This window comes from Hoylesella shahii, assembly GCF_937990675.1.
Classification (GTDB): Bacteria; Bacteroidota; Bacteroidia; order Bacteroidales; family Bacteroidaceae; genus Prevotella; species Prevotella shahii.
Map to the genome: position 1 here is coordinate 16,625 of NZ_CALKQY010000062.1, position 19,714 is coordinate 36,338.

The 19,714-nt window shown below is 45.1% G+C and carries 12 protein-coding genes and 1 tRNA gene; all 13 read left to right on the plus strand.

Going from position 1 to position 19,714, the window contains the following annotated elements:
* The first annotated feature begins 399 nt into the window (after positions 1-399).
* Complete coding sequence (locus QME03_RS09010; protein ID WP_281724161.1) at positions 400-1,674, plus strand: glycosyltransferase; 1,275 nt, start codon at positions 400-402, stop codon at positions 1,672-1,674.
* A complete protein-coding gene (locus QME03_RS09015; RefSeq protein ID WP_281724162.1) occupies positions 1,671-2,462 on the plus strand; it encodes a glycosyltransferase family 2 protein in 792 nt (263 codons plus the stop codon). The genes QME03_RS09010 and QME03_RS09015 overlap by 4 nt, the downstream gene beginning before the upstream one ends.
* Positions 2,463-2,919: 457 nt before the next feature.
* A complete protein-coding gene (locus QME03_RS09020; protein ID WP_281724163.1) occupies positions 2,920-4,635 on the plus strand; it encodes an erythromycin esterase family protein in 1,716 nt (571 codons plus the stop codon).
* Between the two features lie 300 nt (positions 4,636-4,935).
* The gene (locus tag QME03_RS09025) at positions 4,936-5,754 is read left to right on the plus strand and encodes a glycosyltransferase family 4 protein (RefSeq protein WP_281724164.1); all 819 of its coding nucleotides are present in this window, start codon (positions 4,936-4,938) and stop codon (positions 5,752-5,754) included.
* Positions 5,741-6,418, plus strand: coding sequence for a glycosyltransferase family 25 protein (locus tag QME03_RS09030; protein ID WP_281724165.1), 678 nt, complete (start codon positions 5,741-5,743; stop codon positions 6,416-6,418). Before QME03_RS09025 ends, QME03_RS09030 begins: the two co-directional genes overlap by 14 nt.
* On the plus strand, positions 6,390-7,697 hold the full coding sequence (locus QME03_RS09035) for an HlyD family efflux transporter periplasmic adaptor subunit (protein ID WP_281724166.1): 1,308 nt from the start codon (positions 6,390-6,392) through the stop codon (positions 7,695-7,697). The genes QME03_RS09030 and QME03_RS09035 overlap by 29 nt, the downstream gene beginning before the upstream one ends.
* A 4-nt stretch (positions 7,698-7,701) precedes the next feature.
* The gene (locus QME03_RS09040) at positions 7,702-9,891 is read left to right on the plus strand and encodes a peptidase domain-containing ABC transporter (protein WP_281724175.1); all 2,190 of its coding nucleotides are present in this window, start codon (positions 7,702-7,704) and stop codon (positions 9,889-9,891) included.
* A gap of 212 nt (positions 9,892-10,103) precedes the next feature.
* A tRNA-Val gene (locus QME03_RS09045) sits at positions 10,104-10,178 on the plus strand.
* Between the two features lie 115 nt (positions 10,179-10,293).
* Complete coding sequence (gene trpS, locus QME03_RS09050) at positions 10,294-11,277, plus strand: tryptophan--tRNA ligase (RefSeq protein WP_025815538.1); 984 nt, start codon at positions 10,294-10,296, stop codon at positions 11,275-11,277.
* 1,397 nt (positions 11,278-12,674) lie between these two features.
* On the plus strand, positions 12,675-13,262 hold the full coding sequence (locus QME03_RS09055) for an RNA polymerase sigma-70 factor (protein ID WP_273112395.1): 588 nt from the start codon (positions 12,675-12,677) through the stop codon (positions 13,260-13,262).
* Positions 13,263-13,479: 217 nt separating this feature from the next.
* The gene (locus tag QME03_RS09060; protein WP_281724167.1) at positions 13,480-14,484 is read left to right on the plus strand and encodes a FecR family protein; all 1,005 of its coding nucleotides are present in this window, start codon (positions 13,480-13,482) and stop codon (positions 14,482-14,484) included.
* Positions 14,485-14,552: 68 nt separating this feature from the next.
* Entirely contained in the window at positions 14,553-17,891 is a 3,339-nt protein-coding gene (locus QME03_RS09065; protein ID WP_281724168.1) for a TonB-dependent receptor, read from the plus strand.
* Between the two features lie 27 nt (positions 17,892-17,918).
* Positions 17,919-19,703, plus strand: a complete 1,785-nt coding sequence (locus QME03_RS09070) for a RagB/SusD family nutrient uptake outer membrane protein (protein ID WP_281724169.1) — start codon at positions 17,919-17,921, stop codon at positions 19,701-19,703.
* Positions 19,704-19,714: the final 11 nt, after the last annotated feature.

Below are 19,714 nucleotides of genomic sequence, written 5' to 3' on the forward strand. Positions count from 1 at the left end.
CTATTATTACTAACCTAAACAATCTATTAACCTTTTGACATTGCAAAGTTACAACCATTTCTACATTTACGCAATAGTTAGCACAAACTTTTGATATAAAATCGCGTTATTCTTGATGTAAGTCAACACTGTGTGTCCGAACACAGCCAACTATATGTCAAATATATGCATGGTTTGCTTTCTTTTTGTCGTTGTTTTATAGGATTTGCAGCCCTTGTTTTCGGCATTATGGCTCTTAACAACAACAATACGCTGCTTTTTGGGGCTTAGAAGCGTCGTTTAGTCTTTGAGGTTTGAATTATTTTCATTAAGTTTGCAGTGTCGTTGGGTTGGCCTTAACTGCCCCAGGGGCTGCAAGGCCACCTTATATATACCCTTACACCTTATATATAATAGAAGATGCGAATATTGATTGTTAACACCAGCGAACTAAATGGAGGGGCTGCCGTTGCGGCTTCAAGGCTTGTTGCAGCGCTAAACAATAGCGGCGTGCAGGCTCGATTGTTGGTGAACGACCGGCAAACGTCTAATCCCATGGTGTCCGAATTGCCCAAAACACTCTTCAGTAGATGGCGTTTTCTTTGGGAACGGTGGACCATCTTCTGGCATTTGCACTTCACTAAGCACAACCTTTTTGCTATTGATGTGGCCAATGCTGGTGCTGATATTACTTCCTTGCCCGAATTTAAACTGGCCGATGTGATACACCTCTCGTGGATTAATCAAGGTATGCTATCGCTCAATAGCATAAAAAAAATTGTGAATAGTGGCAAACCTGTGGTGTGGACCATGCACGACATCTGGCCCGCAACGGCCATTTGCCACCTAACCCTGGGGTGCAACAATTTTAAGCAGATATGCCGACGGTGCAAATACCTACCCGGTGGGGGCAGCGATAAAGACCTTTCAACTGCCGTTTGGCATAAAAAGAAACGCATCTACGAGAAAAGCGACATCCATTTTGTGGCTTGTAGCCGATGGCTGGCCGACCAAGCTAGGCAGAGTCGGCTGCTTCGCGACCTACATGTGTGCGCCATTCCCAACCCCATTGACACCCGTGTCTTTGCTCCAAAAAATAAAGTGGAGTGTGCCGAACTCATGAGTTTGCCTGCCAACAAACGTCTCATCCTATTTGCTGCCCAGCGAGCCACCAATGTTAATAAGGGTTTGGCCTATCTGGTTGAGGCTTGTAACATGCTGGCCCAGCAATATCCCGACATGAAAGACAACACGGCCCTCGTGGTGCTAGGCGGAAAGGCCAACCAAGCGGTGGCCGAACTGGCACTGCCTGTTATTCCCATCGACTATGTTAGCGACATCGCAACCCTCATTGCCCTTTATAATGCGGTGCATGCCTTTGTGCTGCCGTCGCTATCCGAGAACCTTCCCAACACCATTATGGAGGCAATGGCCTGCGGGGTGCCGTGTGTGGGGTTCAACGTGGGCGGTATTCCCGAAGAGATTGACCATCGACGAAATGGCTATGTGGCACGGTATCGCGATGCAGCCGACCTGGCTAAGGGCATCCATTGGGTGCTTTTCGAGGCCGATTACGACCAACTGGCAACCCAAGCCGTGAAAAAAGTACAGGCCAACTATTCGCAACAGACCGTGGCTCTGCAATATATAGAGGTGTATAACCAGGCGCTAGCCTTTAAAAAATGTATGTTATGATTAGCTTTTCGGTTATCACCTGCACCTATAATGCTGCTGCCGAGCTGCCCCGAACGCTCAAAAGCGTGGCCGAACAAACCTATCCGCACGTTGAACACTTGCTCATCGACGGACTATCTGCCGATGCTACGCCTGCTCTTATCCAACAATATGTGGCCGAAATGGCCCAAACCGAGAGCTTACACACCATTAAAGTAACCAGCGAACGCGATGCTGGACTATACGACGCCATGAACAAGGGCATCGCAATGGCCACTGGCACCTATCTTGTTTTTATAAATGCCGGCGATGTGTTCCCCTCTCCAAGCACGCTCGAAACAGTGGCCAGCGCCGTGGGCGAGGCCGAAACGCTACCTGCAGTGCTTTATGGCGACACCGATATTGTTGATGCCGAGGGGCGTTTCTTGCGCCATCGTCGCCCTGTTCCGCGTCAAGGTCTCTCGTGGCGGTCGTTTAGTCGTGGCATGTTGGTGTGCCATCAGGCTTTTTATGCCCTCACCTCGTTGGCCCAACAAACGCCTTACAACCTTCATTATCGTTTCTCGGCCGATGTGGATTGGTGCATCCGTGTGATGAAAGCGGGCAAAGCAGCTGGTTTGCCCCTGAAAAACGTGCAAGCCGTTGTGGCCAATTACCTCGATGGTGGCATGACGGTTAAAAACCATCGCGCATCGCTTAAAGAGCGTTTTGCCGTTATGCGCTCGCATTATGGCCTACCGCTCACCTTGGTAATGCATGCTTGGTTTGTGTTGCGGGCCGTGGGGCATAAACTCAATAAAGGTGCTTAGGCTTGTTCTCAACACTTCCTGCAAAGGCTCAAAGGTTGTTCTTTGTATTGCTCTTTATTGTCTTTTTGCTTTTATCAGGTATCTTTCGCTTACGTTTTCAGTCGCATTGAGCATTTTGCTCGTTCAAGGGGGTAAGTTAAACCTGCTCAGCTAATAGCTAATAATTCAGCAAAGGTGATTTTTAGAGTTTGCCCTTAACGATTGGGGTTTAACTTTAGCAGCGGTTACACTGCAAAGAACAGTGTGACTTTTTTTGAGTTAAAATAGATAAAAACAATTATTGCCTCTTATACTTTGCCTACTTTTGTAATACGAAACCTAAATGTGCACAACCTAAGCTTCCCCAATCAAATGTAAAAGTACATGATAAAAGAGCTTGCTTTATGGACGGTGTGCTTTAACTGTAACCACAAAATAAATGTGTAGCGAAATATTAATCCGAAAACTCTATAAGCTAATGCGCTTTATATTTTTATTTTACTTACTTTTCTCTTCGCTCTTTGCGAAAGCCAGCGATCAATCTAAACTCTTTGGATACAGCTGGTGGCCTCATTATCAGCATCCATACTTTCGGCTTCAACTAGATACACTCAATAACCAACCCGTACTGGGTCTGGATATCATAGCTCCACTCAAAGGTGTTTGGGGTACGCTGTTGCCTACATATCAGCTTCGTGGCGAAACAAATGATATTACGGTAAGGGTGAAATACAAATCGAAAGATGTACAGCACTTTTACGTAACGCTCAACTCCTTAATTAATGGGGCGCGTGTGGCTCGTCGTGACACGATAATGCTACCCGCATCGCCCAATTGGGCAGAAGCCACAAGTCAACTGCACTTAAAGCATGCCGACCTATTATCTGTTACATTAGAGGCTACGGGGAAAAAAGATACGCTAGGAACAATTCAACTTGCCGATTTTGGCCTATACGCAGACGGCAAGAAACTAAGTGATGATGTGCCTGATGCAGCGGTTGCACCATTGTTTCAGCGTAGCGACTTGCTTAATTGGACGTTCGGAAACTATGAAAACCTCCCATGTATGAACAGTCCTATCCTTGCTGTTGGTGAGACTGTACACGGCACAAAGACGATGAATGCTGTAGCCATGGACATCATGAAAGAACGCATACTAAAACACCAATGCAGACTGGTGCTGTTAGAACTGCCCATGGATGCAGCCTTCTATATAAACAGGTATGTAAGAAACGACCCACGTTTTAAGTACTCTTACATATCGAACTACATTGACAACTCTTTGCTGGGCGAACCCACAAAGGCTTTCATCGAGTGGCTTAAGCAATATAATGCCACCCACGATAACAGCGTGTCGCTCCTGGGCTTCGATACCAATTTAGAATGGGTGCAAAGCCAAATCAATCTTTTTAATTTCTTCTATACGCTTAACGATGGAAAGAAGTCTCCTGAAATGAAAAAAATCTGTGAGGCAGTGCTTTATGATATGGACCCTTTTTCGAAAAGGGATGTCGCAGCCTTAATCGATAGTAGCGATGTTGTAAAAAACTGCCTCCAAAAAGATGAACTGATGTTGGTGCGTAAGGGCGTAAGGCTGATGCAATGGTTCGCAAAACACCGTATGCGTTTCGGACAACGAGACACGTTGATGGCGCAGTTCGTTCAATTTGCCATCGATAGCGTCTTTCCAAAAGAAACAGTTGTTACAATGTATGCGCACACTGGACATTTAAATTACTCTCAGACAATAGAACCAGCACATCTCAATTATTATAGTGCTGGGCATTACCTAAAAGAGAAGTATGGTGAAAACTATCGTTGCATCGACATTGTCACTTATCAAGGTGCAACAATCGTAAGTGACAAGTATGGTGCTTATGCTGGTAGCAAGCTTGCTGCCGTACCACAACGCAGCATTGAATACCAGTTGGGACAGCTGGGTGTAGACTCGGTTTACCTACCTATGAGTAAACTTCAATCTAGCGAAGCTTTGCAAATGCGTATGGCAGGGAATGGAAGTATAAAGGTGCAATTCATCTATGGCTATCCTCAAGCAAGAGTAGATGGTGTGCTCTTTGTTCGCAATGTAGACCCAGTGATAAAGAGTGAACGAATTATAAAAGAATGGCAAGAAGGAACCAAACGAATGTTTAAAGCTTACCAGGAGGCACTAGGCAAAATGAAAGCCATGTAAATAACCACGATATGAAGATTGCATTCTTAACAACACTCAATCCCGAAGACGTTAATACATAGGTAGGAAGCTTTATATCATATCTTGCAAACCTTACTCAAGAGCCATGATGTGAAAATAGTTGGGCAAAATATGCTTGCGCAAGCATTGAACTTTGTAAAAGGAAACATATCCCCCAAACGAGATATGCGAGAATATTCTCCTGTCTTTGGAAAATTGTGTGCTAAAGAAGTGGCAAATTGTGACCTTGTGTTCTTTGGCGATTTATATCTTAGTCCATTCCTTGATACAAATATTCCCATGGTTCATTTAAGCGACGTTACCTATCACGCATTCAAAGACTACATGCACAACGACAGCAAACCTGAGGAAATAAAACAAACAGAAGATGCGGAGTTCAAACTCTTAAACCAATACAACACCATTGTATATAGCTCAGAGTGGGCGAAACAAAGCGCAGTTAGCTATTACGGCATCGAACCGTCGAAGATACATGTGGTTGAGTTTGGCGCGAACATTCCTCATCCCTGCGATTACCAAATAAACATCGACACAAGTGTTTGCAACTTGGTGTTTATTGGACGAAACTGGGAAAAGAAAGGTGGCGACAAGGCTTTGGGGACATATAGGGAGCTAAAAGCTATGGGAATGAACTGCACACTGACCATCGTTGGCTGCCAACCTCCTTGCGTAGAAGACGAGAGTGTTGTGGTTTATCCCTTCCTCGACAAGTCCAAACCTACTCATCTGTCTAAATTATGCTCCATACTTCGCAACGCGCATTTCCTCATTCTCCCCACTCAGTTCGACGCTTTCGGCATCGTGTTTTGCGAAGCCTCGGCCTACGGTGTGCCAAGTGTGGCTGCAAATGTGCAAGGAACGGGGCAACCCATCTGCGAAGGCAAAAACGGTTTCTTGCTCCCACCCACGGCTACGGCAATTGATTATGCCCAAAAGATACACTCGATATTCTGCGACAAGGACAAATACATCGCATTAAGACAGTCGTCGCGTAAGGAATACGAAACCCGATTGAACTGGGACGTATGGGCAAAGAAAGTGAATTACATATTGGAACAAACCGTTATAAACCATCAAAAAACGCATGGAAAACAATAGTGTTGGGTTTTATCTGCCTGTTTATGTTATCAATCTAGAGGAGCGCACAGAACGCCGGCAGCATATTGAGGAACAATTCAGTGACAGAACGGAGTTCGAACTTACTTGGATAAAGGCTGTAAAGCACCCTATTGGCGCAGTTGGGCTATGGAAAAGCATGGTGCAAGCGATACGAAAGGCTGAGGAAAACGAAGACGATATCATTATTATTTGTGAAGACGACCATACCTTCACGCCCGCATACAATAAGGAATATCTCTTTCGTAACATTCTCGAAGCAGAGACACAAGGTATCGAATTGCTATCAGGAGGTATTGGGGGGTTCGGCATGGCTGTACCCGTTGCAGACAATCGCTATTGGGTAGACTGGTTTTGGAGCACACAGTTTATCATTGTTTTCAAGCCTTTGTTTAAACGAATACTAGAGTACGATTTTAAGGATACCGATACGGCAGATGGTGTGCTGTCGGTACTTACGATGGACAAAGCGACCATGTATCCTTTTATCTCCATTCAAACAGACTTTGGTTACTCGGATGTTACACGCACCAATAACGACAGCGTGGGATTGGTAGACCAACTTTTCTTGCGCTCTGCCTTACGTTTGCGCATCGTTCAGCAGGTTGCGCACAAATATGGAAGAACTGCTCATGGAAGACAATAAACGCAATGAAAGGTCGGAGGAGGTGCAAGCCATAGTGGAACGCATGCCCACGGAGTGGGTTAAATGGGTAGCTCTGTGTGTTGGCGTGCTGATGGCTATTGTCGTTTTGCTTGGATTTCTCATCCAATACCCCGACACTGTAGACGGTCCCATATCTGTTACCGCTAACACTGCACCGGTGCGTTTGGTGGCAAACGGCAACGGACGCATATACTTGCTAAAAGCAAATAAGACCAGGGTGAAGAAAGGCGAAGTTATATCTTATCTTGAAAGTGGAGCCAACTATCGACACATCCTGAAAGTGGAAGGCTTGCTAAGCAACCTTAACAAGAGCATGCAAGCCGCCATAGATCTTCCCGATACGCTCATATTGGGTGAAGTGAGTTCGGCCTACAATGCGTTTATGCTGGCCTACATGCAATATCGACGCGTGTTGTCGTCTAACATCTATGGCACGATGCATAAAAACCTACGGCAACAGATAACTTCGGATAAATCTGTAATTGCCAACATCAACAATGAAGTGGCGCTTAAATGTCAATTGCTTCACGTTTCTGCAAATCAGCTTAAGAAAGACAGTGTGTTACTTGCTGCCAAAGTAATCAGTGAGCAAGAATTTCAACAACAGCATGCTGCACATCTATCGTTACAAGAAGCTTTGCTCAACTTGCAAAGTACCCAGATGATGAAGCAATCAGAAGTAAACCACAACCAGATGGAGATACAGCGCATTCTCTTAGAAGAGTCTGAATCTAAGGATAAGGTATATACAGATTTCGTTACAAGAAAGAACGAACTGTCTAACGCCATCAATATTTGGAAAGAACGATACTTGCAATACGCACCTGTTGCAGGTCATCTAGAATACCTTGGATTTTGGCGAAACAACCGCTTTGTTCAGAATGGACAGGAGCTGTTTTCTATCATACCGAGCAGAAATAACATCTTGGGCGAAGTCACCATCCCGTCTTTTGGTGTGGGAAAAGTGGCTATAGGGCAAAATGTAAACGTTAAAATAAGTAATTTTCCCTACGACGAATACGGACAACTAAAGGGTGTTGTAAAATCTATTTCGCGTATTAGCCACAAGATAAAGGTACAAGATAAGGAAGTGGACGCCTATCTCGTGTTGATTTCTTTTCCACACGGCACGCTTACCAATTTCGGCAAACGCCTTCCGCTCGATTTTGAAAGCAACGGAACTGCCGAGATTATAACGAAAAGAAAACGACTAATAGAAAGGCTGTTCGATAACCTCAAAGCCAAAGGCGAAAAATAAGATGATGAAGTTTTGTCGATTTCCTGTAGAATATCAGATGGATTCACATGATTGTGGACCAGCCTCACTTAAAATCATTGCCAAACATTTTGGCAAATATTACTCGTTGCAGTATCTCCGCGACCGTTGCGGTATCACCAAAGAAGGCGTGTCGTTACACGATATTAGTGTTGGAGCAGAAAATATTGGGCTTCGAACGTTGGCAGTAAAATGTGATGTCAACGAGGTTATTAATAGTGTTCCTTTCCCCGCTATCATATTTTGGAACAATAATCATTTTGTAGTGGTATACCATGCTGATAAAAAATATATTTATATTTCTGATCCCGCAAGAGGACGCGTAAAATATTCGCACGAAACGTTCAAACAAGGTTGGTATCAGAGGGGCGAAAACCAAGGCGTGTTGCTAGCCGTTGAACCCACAGTCGATTTTAAGGAAACCAAGGCCGAAAAAGAGCAAAAACGGAATAGTTTTCTAAGCATTCTAAAGTATTTCACCCCATACTCGCGCTCGTTTGCTTTGATTTTCGTGATCATGTTTATTGTTACGGCATTGCAAGGTGTGCTACCTTTTATCTCAAAAGCGGTGATTGACGTAGGCATTAAAACATCCGACGTTAACTTTATCAACATGATACTCATTGGCAACATTAGTATTCTGTTGAGCGTAATGGTTTTCAATGTGCTCAGAGATTGGATCTTGTTGCATATCACTGCACGCGTTAACATTGCACTAATATCCGATTATCTGATAAAATTGATGAACTTGCCCGTCACCTTCTTTGAAAACAAACTGATGGGTGACATCCTGCAGCGTGCGCAAGACCACGAACGCATTCGCAGTTTCATCATGAACAATTCTCTGTCTCTCATTTTTTCTATGCTTACCTTTGTGGTATTTGCCATTATATTACTGATATACAATGTGGTTATCTTTCTTATATTCTTGGCAGGTTCTGCACTTTATGTGGGCTGGGTTTTACTTTTCCTAAATGTTAGGAAAAAGTTAGACTGGGAATATTTCGAACTCCTTTCAAGGAATCAAAGCTATTGGGTGGAGACGGTTTCTGCCATTCAGGATGTGAAAATAAACAATTACGAAAAGCAACGCCGCTGGAAATGGGAAGAGATACAGGCACGGCTATATCATGTCAACAAGCGCGTGCTCGCTATAACAAACATGCAAAACTTGGGGGCACAGTTTATTGAAAGCATAAAAAATATGGGTATCGTGTTCTTTTGCGCAGTAGCCGTTATCAATGGCGATATAACCTTTGGGGTAATGATTTCCACACAGTTCATTATCGGCATGTTAAATGGTCCTTTATCCCAATTCATCAGCTTTGTTATGGGTGCTCAATATGCCAAGATAAGCTTTCTGCGCATCAACGAAATTCGTCAACTTGAAGATGAGGAAGAGCTACTCTCGGTTGGTAACACATGCATATTACCCAACGAAAAATCGATAACCTTGTCTAACGTACACTTCCAATATTCGGCTAACTCGCCTTTCGTGCTGAAAGGTATCTACCTGCACATTCCTGAAAATAAGGTTACGGCAATTGTCGGAGGCAGTGGTTGTGGAAAGTCTACGTTGCTAAAACTTCTCGTTAGACTGTATAAACCAACATTCGGAGATATCAAGATGGACACGATGAACGTGGAAGCCATCAATTTGCGTCAATGGCGAAACTTGTGTGGGGTGGTGATGCAAGACGGAAAGGTGTTTAGCGACACCATCATTAACAATATCGTGCTAGATGACGACCACATAGACTACGACCGTCTGCATGAGGTTTGTAAGATTGCCCAACTGGAAGAAGAGATAAACGCCATGCCTAATGGATTCGACACAACGGTAGGCGAAACTGGCCGAGGACTTAGTGGAGGACAGAAGCAACGTCTGCTCATTGCACGTGCCCTATACAGAAACCCTAAAATGTTGTTCCTTGATGAAGCTACTAATGCTTTAGACACCATCAACGAGCGTAAAATTGTAGATGCACTAAACAATGCTTTCGAACATCGTACAGTTGTCGTGATTGCACACCGGCTTAGTACTATTCAAAACGCAGACCAAATTGTAGTGCTTGACAAAGGACATATCGTAGAAGTTGGAACACACAAAACGCTGATGGAAAATAAGAAACGGTACTATGAATTGGTTTCCTCGCAAACACAGACGTTGGCTTAGGTCAATAGACCAATCTGTGGTTCCATTTGTATCCTTAAGGATAACGATTTAATTTGTAGACGAATTCTTTCTTTGTTATTATATACCTAATGATTAATCTTCTTGTTAATGCATAGAAGAGAAAAATGCCATTCATCAACATTTTTTTCGCATTTTGTTTGGTGGTTCTCGAAAAAAGGCGTACCTTTGCATCGCTTTTAGAAACAAAGCACGGGCGTTTAGCTCAGCTGGTTTAGAGCATCTGCCTTACAAGCAGAGGGTCGGCGGTTCGAATCCGTCAACGCCCACAACGCAAAAGTCCCGCAATCTAACATGGTTGCGGGATTTTTTTTTAGCAACGAACATCGTTGTTGCATGCATGTATATAACAAAAGATAGCTAACAGCATAAACAAACATCAAAATGGAAAAAGTAGTAAGCGGAATTAGGCCCACTGGAAATCTTCACTTGGGCAACTATTTCGGAGCGGTAAAGAGTTTCGTGAAGATGCAAGACGAGTACGAAAGCCTGTTCTTCATTGCCGATTGGCACTCGCTTACCACCAGTCCGAAACCCGAGGACATTCAACGTAGTGCTCGTGTAATCCTTGCTGAGTATCTTGCCTGTGGCATCGACCCACAAAAAGCCAAGATATATGTACAGAGCGACGTGAAAGAGACGCTCGAATTGTACCTCTTCTTTAATATGAATATGTACCTGGGCGAACTGGAACGCGTTACCACCTTTAAGGATAAGGCACGACAACAGCCCGATAATGTTAACGCCGGACTGCTTACTTACCCCACTTTGATGGCTGCCGACATTCTGCAGCATCGTGCGCACAAAGTGCCTGTGGGCAAAGACCAAGAGCAAAACATGGAGATGGCCCGCAAATGTGCGCGACGCTTTAATCATATCTATGGTGTTGACCTTTTCCCCGAACCTCAAAACTTCTACTTTAACACGCAAGCCGTGAAGGTTCCTGGACTGGATGGCAGCGGAAAAATGGGGAAGAGTGATGGCAATTGCATCTATCTTTACGAAGAGGATGCGGCTATACGAAAAAAGGTGATGAAGGCTGTGACCGACTCTGGGCCCGAAGCCCCCAATAGCGTGAAGCCCGATGTTATTGAAAATCTCTTTACTTTCTTGCGTATCTGCTCGGACGAGGAAACGTATAACTACTTCGACGAGAAATGGAACGATTGCTCTATACGTTATGGCGACTTGAAAAAGCAGATTGCTGAAGATATTATCAAAACCGTAACGCCCATTCGCGAGCGCATTATGGAATATCGTTCTAACACCCAACTGCTCGATCGCATCGCTCAAGAGGGTGCCGAAGTGGCGCGCGCTAGCGCCAGTGCCACGCTTAAAGAGGTGCGTAAGATTATCGGTTTCCGTTAAAAATACGCGTTCTTTGCAGTGCTTTTACGCTGCTAAAACCCATACTATGCGCCACAGAACTTAACTTCGCGCGCAATTAACAAGCCTGCCCTGCCTGCCAATGCATAAGCCCTTCGTGGTGCTATACTTGCTGTGCGGGGCAGGCTTGTTGTGTGTTGGCATGGAGTGGGGTGTGTGTGGCACTGCAATAGCCCACAAAGGCATTGTGCCATCAATAAGTTTTGGTCATATTGACAATGTTATGCAATCATAGCAAACTGTGGTATGTCGAGGCTAGGGCGCAAAAGTGCATTGATTTAGGGGTGAGTTTTAACCCCAATCGGTTATTATACCACAACGTTTCCAGAATTCTTGTTTTAGTGTTGTTTCCTAACATCTTTTATTTTCATGTCGGCATCTTGCTTGTCTTTCTAAATTTACGTAGCCCGCTACGCCTGCATAACAAAAACAGCCAATCTGCTCGACAATAAAACAATATCTGTTTAGTCTCTAATGACCGCAATTGGGCTTAATCGTGCTTTTTTCTTTATTTGTTAATCGCGTTTAAAATACTTTACAAAACACGTGCTGCAGGCAAACGCATTCTAGCGAAAAAAGCGACTCAAAGTAGGCAAAAAGTTGCTGTTTTTGCCTTATCCAATTTTATTTTTCGTCTATTTTTTGGCATTTCAGAAGTGTTTTGTACCTTTTTGCTTTTCTAGAAGACGAAAACTCCGCATTTTTTCTCTCCCCAAAAACAGCTTTTAGTGGCTAAAAATACACGTTTAATGGTTTATTTTACCAAGAAAACATGCTTTTTTCAACATTCTAAAATTGTAAATTCATACAAGAGGTGTGCAAGATGATGCATTTAACGCTGCGTTTAGCAGCAAATAACCTCGTGTTTTGCAGCATTTATCCTTGCGTTTTGCAGCAAATAGGCCTGCGTTTAGCAGCAAATAGCCGTGCGTTTAGCACCATTTAGCCTTGCATTTAGCAGCAAATAGCACGATATAGCGTGCAAAACACATTTTTATGCGTAGTAAAAGCAAAAAGTGCAGGTTGTACTCACATCGCTTTTACATCCAAAATAACCCTCGCGAGAATTGAAAATTTGGAGCAAGGCGAACAGTTGGTGACTTTCAAGCCCTGTTTTTGTGTTAAATTTCACGCACAAAACTTTACATTAATAAGACTTGTGTGTTGCACCTATAGAATATGTTATCTATAAAATAATACAAAACACATGGCGAAACAGAAAAAATCATTAACTTTGCTGATATTGATGGTATGGCTAAAAAAATGCGTCAATAAACGCACTTTTCGAAAAACGAAAAGAACGTTTTCGGTAAGCAGAACGTAATCTTTAAAAGTTGTGCCACACGTTAAACAATCTATAGTTAAACAGCCTTATTAATATGTTAGACAGTGACACAACGCCTAGCCTAAGGGGTGTCGATCTTGCCGCTTTCGAACAATTATACAGAACCTATTATGACGTTTTGTGCAAGTTAGCAGCAACAATAACCCACAGTCATCAATTGGCTGAGGAAATTGTCGACGACCTTTTTTTCTACCTTTGGCATCATCGCAGTGAACTAGAAGTAGACTCGTTGCAGGCTTATCTCTTTCGTGCCGTGCGCAACAACAGCGAGAAAGTGTGTCGCTCGCGTGCCTTTCGGCATGGAAGGCTAACCCTAAGTCTTGATAATGAATTGCTGCGCGTACACGATAACCTGTCGGATGCCGAACATCCCCTAGGGTGGCTCATCGAAGAAGAAATGCAAAACCATGCCCAAGAGGTAGTAAACCAGTTGCCCCACGAGTGCCGACAGGTGTTCGAACTAAGTCGTTATCATGGCAAAAAGCATGCAGAGATAGCCCAAGAGCTGGGTATATCGGTCAACACCGTGAAATATCACATTAAAAATGCCCTCAAAATACTCTCTTCTAGTCTGTCTACTGGCACAGCTTGCACGCTGATGCTGATGGCGCAAAGTTGGTAGCGGTTTGCCACTGGTGGCTTTTGCAGAGCACTGCGCCAATACACGCGTGGTTGCCCTCTGCAATATATAGGGTGCAGGGCTGGGCAAAGCACACCGCTAGCCCAAACGTTGCAATTAATAAAAAAACTTAAAACCGAGTGCGATTGCACATATTTCTCGCTTTTTCACTACCCCAACAACCATCAAAAATACTCTTTCCTTATAGAGCGAACAGCGTATGAAAGCCTACAATCAACATATCAATAACCTAATTAGCCGCTATGTGCAGGGCGAAATAGACGCCAGCCAACTGCGCGAGCTGAACGATTTTATCGAGCAAAACGATGAAAATCGGCAGTATGTGCTAAGTATGCGCGAGATGGTTTTCTACGACGAATGCACCAAACCCCATCACACCTTCGATGTGGAGCAAGCCTTGCAGCGATTTCATGCCCATGTGCGCCAGGTGGCAAAGCAAAAAAAGCAGGCCCAACGCCAACGAATAAGGCGACAGGCAAAGGTGGCCGCGATGGTGTTAGTGATGTTTTTGCCCGTGGTGGCCTATTTCGCAGGTTGGCACAATGCCACCAAACGCTTTGCCATGATAGCCACCACAGCCCCCAACGGGTCGCAAGTAACCACCATTTTGCCCGATGGCAGTGAGGTGAAACTCAATTCGGGTTCAACCATTAGCTACTCGCAAGGCTTCGGTATATCCCAGCGCGAGATACATTTACAAGGCGAAGGCTTTTTCAATGTAAGGCACAACGAGCGTTTGCCCATGATGGTGATAACCAAAGATGTGGTGTTGCACGACCAGGGCACGGCCTTCAAGGTGAGCAATTATAAAGAAGACCGCCGCGTGATGGTTAGCCTTTACGAAGGAAGACTAAGCGTTGACAATCTTATATCACAACGCAAAGCCTTGGCTTTGAACCCCGGACAGCGCATGGTGGTGGACAAAAACACGGGTAAACTACAGCGCGAGAACATCAAGGAAACCAAAGAAGAAGGAGCCAGCATGAACACCTTGTACTTTGATAACTTGCCACTAGAAGAAATAGCGCCTGTGCTTGCCCGCAGCTTTGATGTGCTGATAGACGTGGCCAAGAGCGTGCGCAGCAAACGATTTTACCTAATATTCAACAAGCAAATAAGCAACATCGACCAGATATTACAAATAATGGCCCAAACAGGCCAAATCAAATACAATATGGCCAACGGGCGTTACCGCCTCTATTAGCAAAGCCTCAGGCCACATTACCTAATGCTTATCAATCTCTAAACAATTTCTAACTAATTCATTTCGACATGAGACCATTGACAAAAAAGTTTCTGCTCGCAACCTTCCTAGCGCTTTCAATGGAGGTTACGGTACAGGCGAGCACGGTAACGATGACGCTGAGGAACGTCACTGTGAAGCAAGCCATCGTTGACTTGCAAAAAAACACAGGCTACTCGGTTGTGATTTATGCCAAAGACGTGGACATGAACCGCCGGGTTAGCGTTGATGCACGCAACGAAAAGGTGGCTAATGTGGTGGGACAAATTCTTGCAGGACAAGATGTGGACTACGAAGTAAATGGCAAAACCATCGTGGTGAGCCAACACAAAAGCGAACCCAAGGAAACCGCACGCACGCAAAAAGCAAACGACAAGAAACAAAAAATGCAAGGAAAGGTGGTGGACGAGATGGGACAACCCATCACGGGCGCATCGGTTGTGGACAAAGCAACCAACACCGGAACGGTAACCGACCTGGATGGTAACTTCTCTGTCGACCTTGTGCCTGGTACCGAACTCACCATTAGCTATGTGGGCTATAACGACTTTAAGCTGAAGGCCACGGCAAACATGAACGTGCAACTCAAACCCAACACCCAATTGCTGAGCGATGTGGTTGTGGTGGGCTACGGTAGTCAGAAGAAAGTAGACGTTACTGGCTCTATCGCCTCGGTAACGGGTAAAGACATTGCGCGTTCGCCAATGGCCAACCTCACCAACTCTATCGGTGGAAAGCTAGCAGGCTTGCGCGTGGTTCAGCGTTCGGGCGAACCTGGCAACGATGCAAGTAATATTGACATTCGCGGATATGGCAAAGCGCTGGTGATTGTCGATGGTATGCCTGGCAGTTTAGGCCAGATAGACCCCAATGAAATAGAAAGCGTAACCATCCTAAAAGACGCATCGGCAGCAGTGTATGGTATTCGGGCCGCCAATGGTGTGATATTGGTTACCACTAAGCGCGGAGGAACGCAAGCAACCAAGATTGAGCTGAACTCAACCTTTAGTTGGCAACGCCCAACCATCTATCCCGAACTGTGTAACGCTGCACAATTTGTGGAACTAACCGATGAAGACCTGGTTAACCGTGGCAAACAACCCACTTACGGACGCGAAAACCTTGAAAAATGGCGCGCTGGTGGCGAGGGCTACGAAAGCACCGACTGGTATGATGAGGTGGTAAGACCATGGGCTCCGCAACAACAATACAACCTTAACGTGCGCGGTGGAACAGAGAAAGCAAGCTATTTTGCATCGCTGGGCTATCTCAACGAGGGTGGTATGTGGCGCACAAACAGTTCTAACTTCCAGCGTTTCAACTTCCGTTCTAACATGGATGTGAAGATTACCGACGCCCTTTCGGCATCGTTGTCGCTCTCGGGACAAAAAGAACAGCGCCACTCTTCGCCATGGAATCCCTTCTATATCATGGCATCTATACAACAAACATTCCCCACATCGCATCCCTATGCCAACAACAACCCCGACTATTACGCCGTAACCAATATTTCGGCGCGTAACGTGAAGGCGGTTACCGACCCCAGCGTGATGGGTTTTGACAAGGTGCAGAACAAGCGTTTTGAGGGTACAGCATCGCTAAACTATGCTTTCCAAAACATTAAAGGGCTGTCGATGAAGGGTTTGTTCTACTATCGTAATGAAGACAACTTTAGGGATTTGTTCCAAAAGAAATATCATTACTATGCTTACGATAAAGCAGCCGACCAATATAATGTGGTGTACACGGGCTTTAACCCCTCAAATCTAAAGCGCGCAGTGTGGAACCTTGAAACCTATATGATGCAAGCTTCAATCAACTACGAGAGAACATTTGGTAACTTGCACCATGTAAAAGGTTTGTTGCTCTCTGAAACAACCAAGGAGAACTACCGCGAACTGGATGGCTTCCGCGAATTTGCTATCGATGCCATTCCCGAACTAGACAATGGTAATGATAAGAATAAAACCAACGGTGGCAATAGTTGGCAAGAAGGTCGTATAGGCTATGTGGGCCGTGTTGACTACGACTATGCTGGTCGTTATCTTGTTGAATTTAGCTTCCGTTACGATGGCTCATCCAAGTTTGCTAAAGAAAAACGCTGGGGCTTCTTCCCCTCGGTGTCGGCAGGATGGCGCATTAGCGAAGAGGCATTCATGAAAAAGTATAGCAACGTGCTGGATAACCTGAAGCTTCGTGCATCATGGGGACGCCTTGGCGACGATGAGGCGGTTGAAGGTTTCCAATATCTAGAGGGTTACACCTATCCTTATAGCTCGTACATCCTTGGGTCGGAGGTTATCCGCACGGTTGTGCCAAAGGGTCTAGCCAATAGAAACATCACCTGGTACACATCGGATATCTACAACTTTGGATTAGATTTCGACTTGTGGCATGGTAAACTTTCGGGTACGGTAGAATTGTTCTATCGCCATCGCGATGGCTTGTTGGCCACCCGTGCCGAGTCGTTGCCCTCAACGTTTGGTGCTAAACTGCCACAAGAAAACCTCAACTCTGATAGCAATAGAGGATTTGAAGTGCAGCTGTCGCACCATAATAAAATTGGCGAACTAAGCTACGATATATCGGGTAACGTGTCGTATACGCGTGCCATGTACAACCATGTGGAGCGCAATGCATCGCTAAACGACAACGATAATTGGAGAAACAACACCAACAATCGTTATAAAAATATCTGGTGGGGATATAAATATATCGGACAATTCCAATCGGAGGCCGAGATAGCTTCGTCGCCCGTGCAAGACGGTAACGGTAACCTAACCCTCGTGCCAGGTGACCTTAAGTACGAAGACTTTAACAACGACGGTGTGATTGATGGTAACGACGTGCAGCTAATAGGACGTGGTACAACGCCCGAAATAATGTATGGACTAACACTTTCGGGCCAATGGAAAGGCTTCGACCTAACCGTGTTCTTCCAGGGAGCAGCCAATTTCAATGCATTGCTAACCAATGATATGGCACATCCCTTGTATAACGGCTCGAACACCCCCACAGCCTTCCTAGACCGTTGGCATCATGAAGACCTCTACGACACGTCTTCGCCATGGATACCGGGCAAATATCCCTCAACATACGCTAGCGGAAAACAAAACAACCGTTATGTATCGTCGTTCTGGTTGCAAAACGCTAGCTACCTTCGTTTGAAAGAATTTCAATTGGGTTACACCCTTCCAAAGAGCCTGATACAGCACATCGGACTAGAGAATGTTCGCGTTTTCGTTTCCGGTTTCAACCTTTTCACCTTCACAGGTATGGATTTGCTCGACCCCGAGGCTGCTGGTGGCCCTGGCAGATACTATCCACAACAGAAGGTTATCTCGCTTGGATTTAATGTTAAGTTATAATCTCAAACCTCATTAAATAGCTTAAAAATGAAAAATCTGAAATCATATATCTGCTTATTGTGCACCGCTGCGCTCGTTTTTTCGTGTAACGACATCTTGGAAACGTCGTCGACGAAAATTCTAACCAACGAGAAGGTGTGGTCTAGCAAAGATGCTATAGATGCCTATCTAGGACAACTATACGACGAAATGCAGGTTGAAGACTTTGAATATCAACCAGGTACCGACGGACAATACCTCTCTACGCTTACCGATGAGGCCGTGAGAGCCTACACATGGGGTAGTGCCAACCAGCAATTGATACCCGAAGGTATATACGGCTGGTGGGGTTATGTACAGATAAGAAACATCAACCTGTTTTTAGAAAGTATTGGAACGGCTTCGATGCTAACCGAAAGCCAGCGCAAAATGTATGAAGCCGAGGCACGTTTCTGTCGCGCATTTGGCTATTTTGCCATGGTTAAGCGCTATGGTGGTGTGCCTTTGGTGACGAAGGTGCAAAGACTGGAAGGCGTAGATGTCGAAACATTGCGACTGCCTAGAAATAAAGAGTACGAAATTTACGACTTTATCAAGGCCGAATGCCAGGCTATCGAAAGCCTTCTTCCCGAAAAACGCGCAGACAATGAGCAATATCGCGCTACGCGCTATGCTGTGAATGCACTGGAATGTAGAGCCATGCTCTATGCAGGCACCGAAGCAAAATATGGTAATGTGCAGCTTGATGGACTGGTGGGAATACCCGCCGACAAAGCCGAAGGCTATTTTAAAGATGCCAAAGCCGCAGCAAAGAAGATTATCGACTCGGGCAAATTTGCACTCTATAGCGCAAAAAGCGATAAGGCAGAAAACTTTCAATACCTCTTCCTTGATGAGACTTCGGCCAACACCGAGCAAATATTTACCAAGGCTTTCGATGCTAGCGATAAAGGTAACTCGTTTGATTACTTTAATGCGCCCCAAAGCTTTAAGCTTGATTATGGCTGTGTGACCAATCCCACAGCCGACTTCGTGGCCGACTTTGAGTATGTTGATGGCTCGGACGGTGCATTGAAAGTGAAGGATGGTAGCGGTAATCCCATTAAGTATAACGACCCAACCGACTTGTTTAAGGATAAAGACCCCCGCATGTTGGGTTCTATTCTCTACCCCTTCTGCCCATGGCAAGGAGGTAAGGTAGAGGTTCGTAAGGGTATTGTTAAACCTGATGGAACTGTTGTTACCGCTAGTTCGCTGGGCGACAAATATGAAGGAACCAACGTAACCATCGCAGCAAAGGATGGTACACTCACCTCAACCGACGTAACAAAGACAGGTTTCTACATCAAAAAGTTTATGACACCAAACAAAGTTGTGGACTGGGGTAAAGGCGAAGCCAACTGGATGGTGTTCCGTTATGGTGAAGTTTTGCTTAACTTTGCTGAAGCTTGCGTGGAACTAGGAGACAACGCCGAGGCTCTTGCAGCTGTGAACCAGCTACGCAATCGCGCAGGTATCGCTCCTCGCACAAGCATCAACCGCGACCAAGTGCGCCACGAACGCCGAGTGGAATTGGCCTTTGAAAACCATCGCTGGTGGGACATCAGACGTTGGCACATAGCCGACCAACTGCTCAATGCAACGCAGTTCAAAGCCCTTAACCCCTATTTGGTTTGGGAAGATGGTAAAAAAGTGGAGCAAATGAAGTATATCTTCAAGATTGAAGACGCACCAAAAAACACGCGAACCTTCTTGCCTAAGCTCTATTACGAGCGTATTCCGGCAGAGGCCATATCAACAAACCCGAACATCACACAAAATCCTGGTTACTAAAATAGCATGCA

Excerpts from the sequence above, each read along its gene's own strand:
- QME03_RS09010 (WP_281724161.1), top strand. The coding sequence starts at position 400 with ATGCGAATATTGATTGTTAACACCAGCGAACTAAATGGAGGGGCTGCC.
- QME03_RS09015 (WP_281724162.1), top strand. The coding sequence starts at position 1,671 with ATGATTAGCTTTTCGGTTATCACCTGCACCTATAATGCTGCTGCCGAG.
- QME03_RS09020 (WP_281724163.1), top strand. The coding sequence starts at position 2,920 with ATGCGCTTTATATTTTTATTTTACTTACTTTTCTCTTCGCTCTTTGCG.
- QME03_RS09025 (WP_281724164.1), top strand. The coding sequence starts at position 4,936 with ATGGTTCATTTAAGCGACGTTACCTATCACGCATTCAAAGACTACATG.
- QME03_RS09030 (WP_281724165.1), top strand. The coding sequence starts at position 5,741 with ATGGAAAACAATAGTGTTGGGTTTTATCTGCCTGTTTATGTTATCAAT.
- QME03_RS09035 (WP_281724166.1), top strand. The coding sequence starts at position 6,390 with ATGGAAGAACTGCTCATGGAAGACAATAAACGCAATGAAAGGTCGGAG.
- QME03_RS09040 (WP_281724175.1), top strand. The coding sequence starts at position 7,702 with ATGAAGTTTTGTCGATTTCCTGTAGAATATCAGATGGATTCACATGAT.
- trpS (WP_025815538.1), top strand. The coding sequence starts at position 10,294 with ATGGAAAAAGTAGTAAGCGGAATTAGGCCCACTGGAAATCTTCACTTG.
- QME03_RS09055 (WP_273112395.1), top strand. The coding sequence starts at position 12,675 with ATGTTAGACAGTGACACAACGCCTAGCCTAAGGGGTGTCGATCTTGCC.
- QME03_RS09060 (WP_281724167.1), top strand. The coding sequence starts at position 13,480 with ATGAAAGCCTACAATCAACATATCAATAACCTAATTAGCCGCTATGTG.
- QME03_RS09065 (WP_281724168.1), top strand. The coding sequence starts at position 14,553 with ATGAGACCATTGACAAAAAAGTTTCTGCTCGCAACCTTCCTAGCGCTT.
- QME03_RS09070 (WP_281724169.1), top strand. The coding sequence starts at position 17,919 with ATGAAAAATCTGAAATCATATATCTGCTTATTGTGCACCGCTGCGCTC.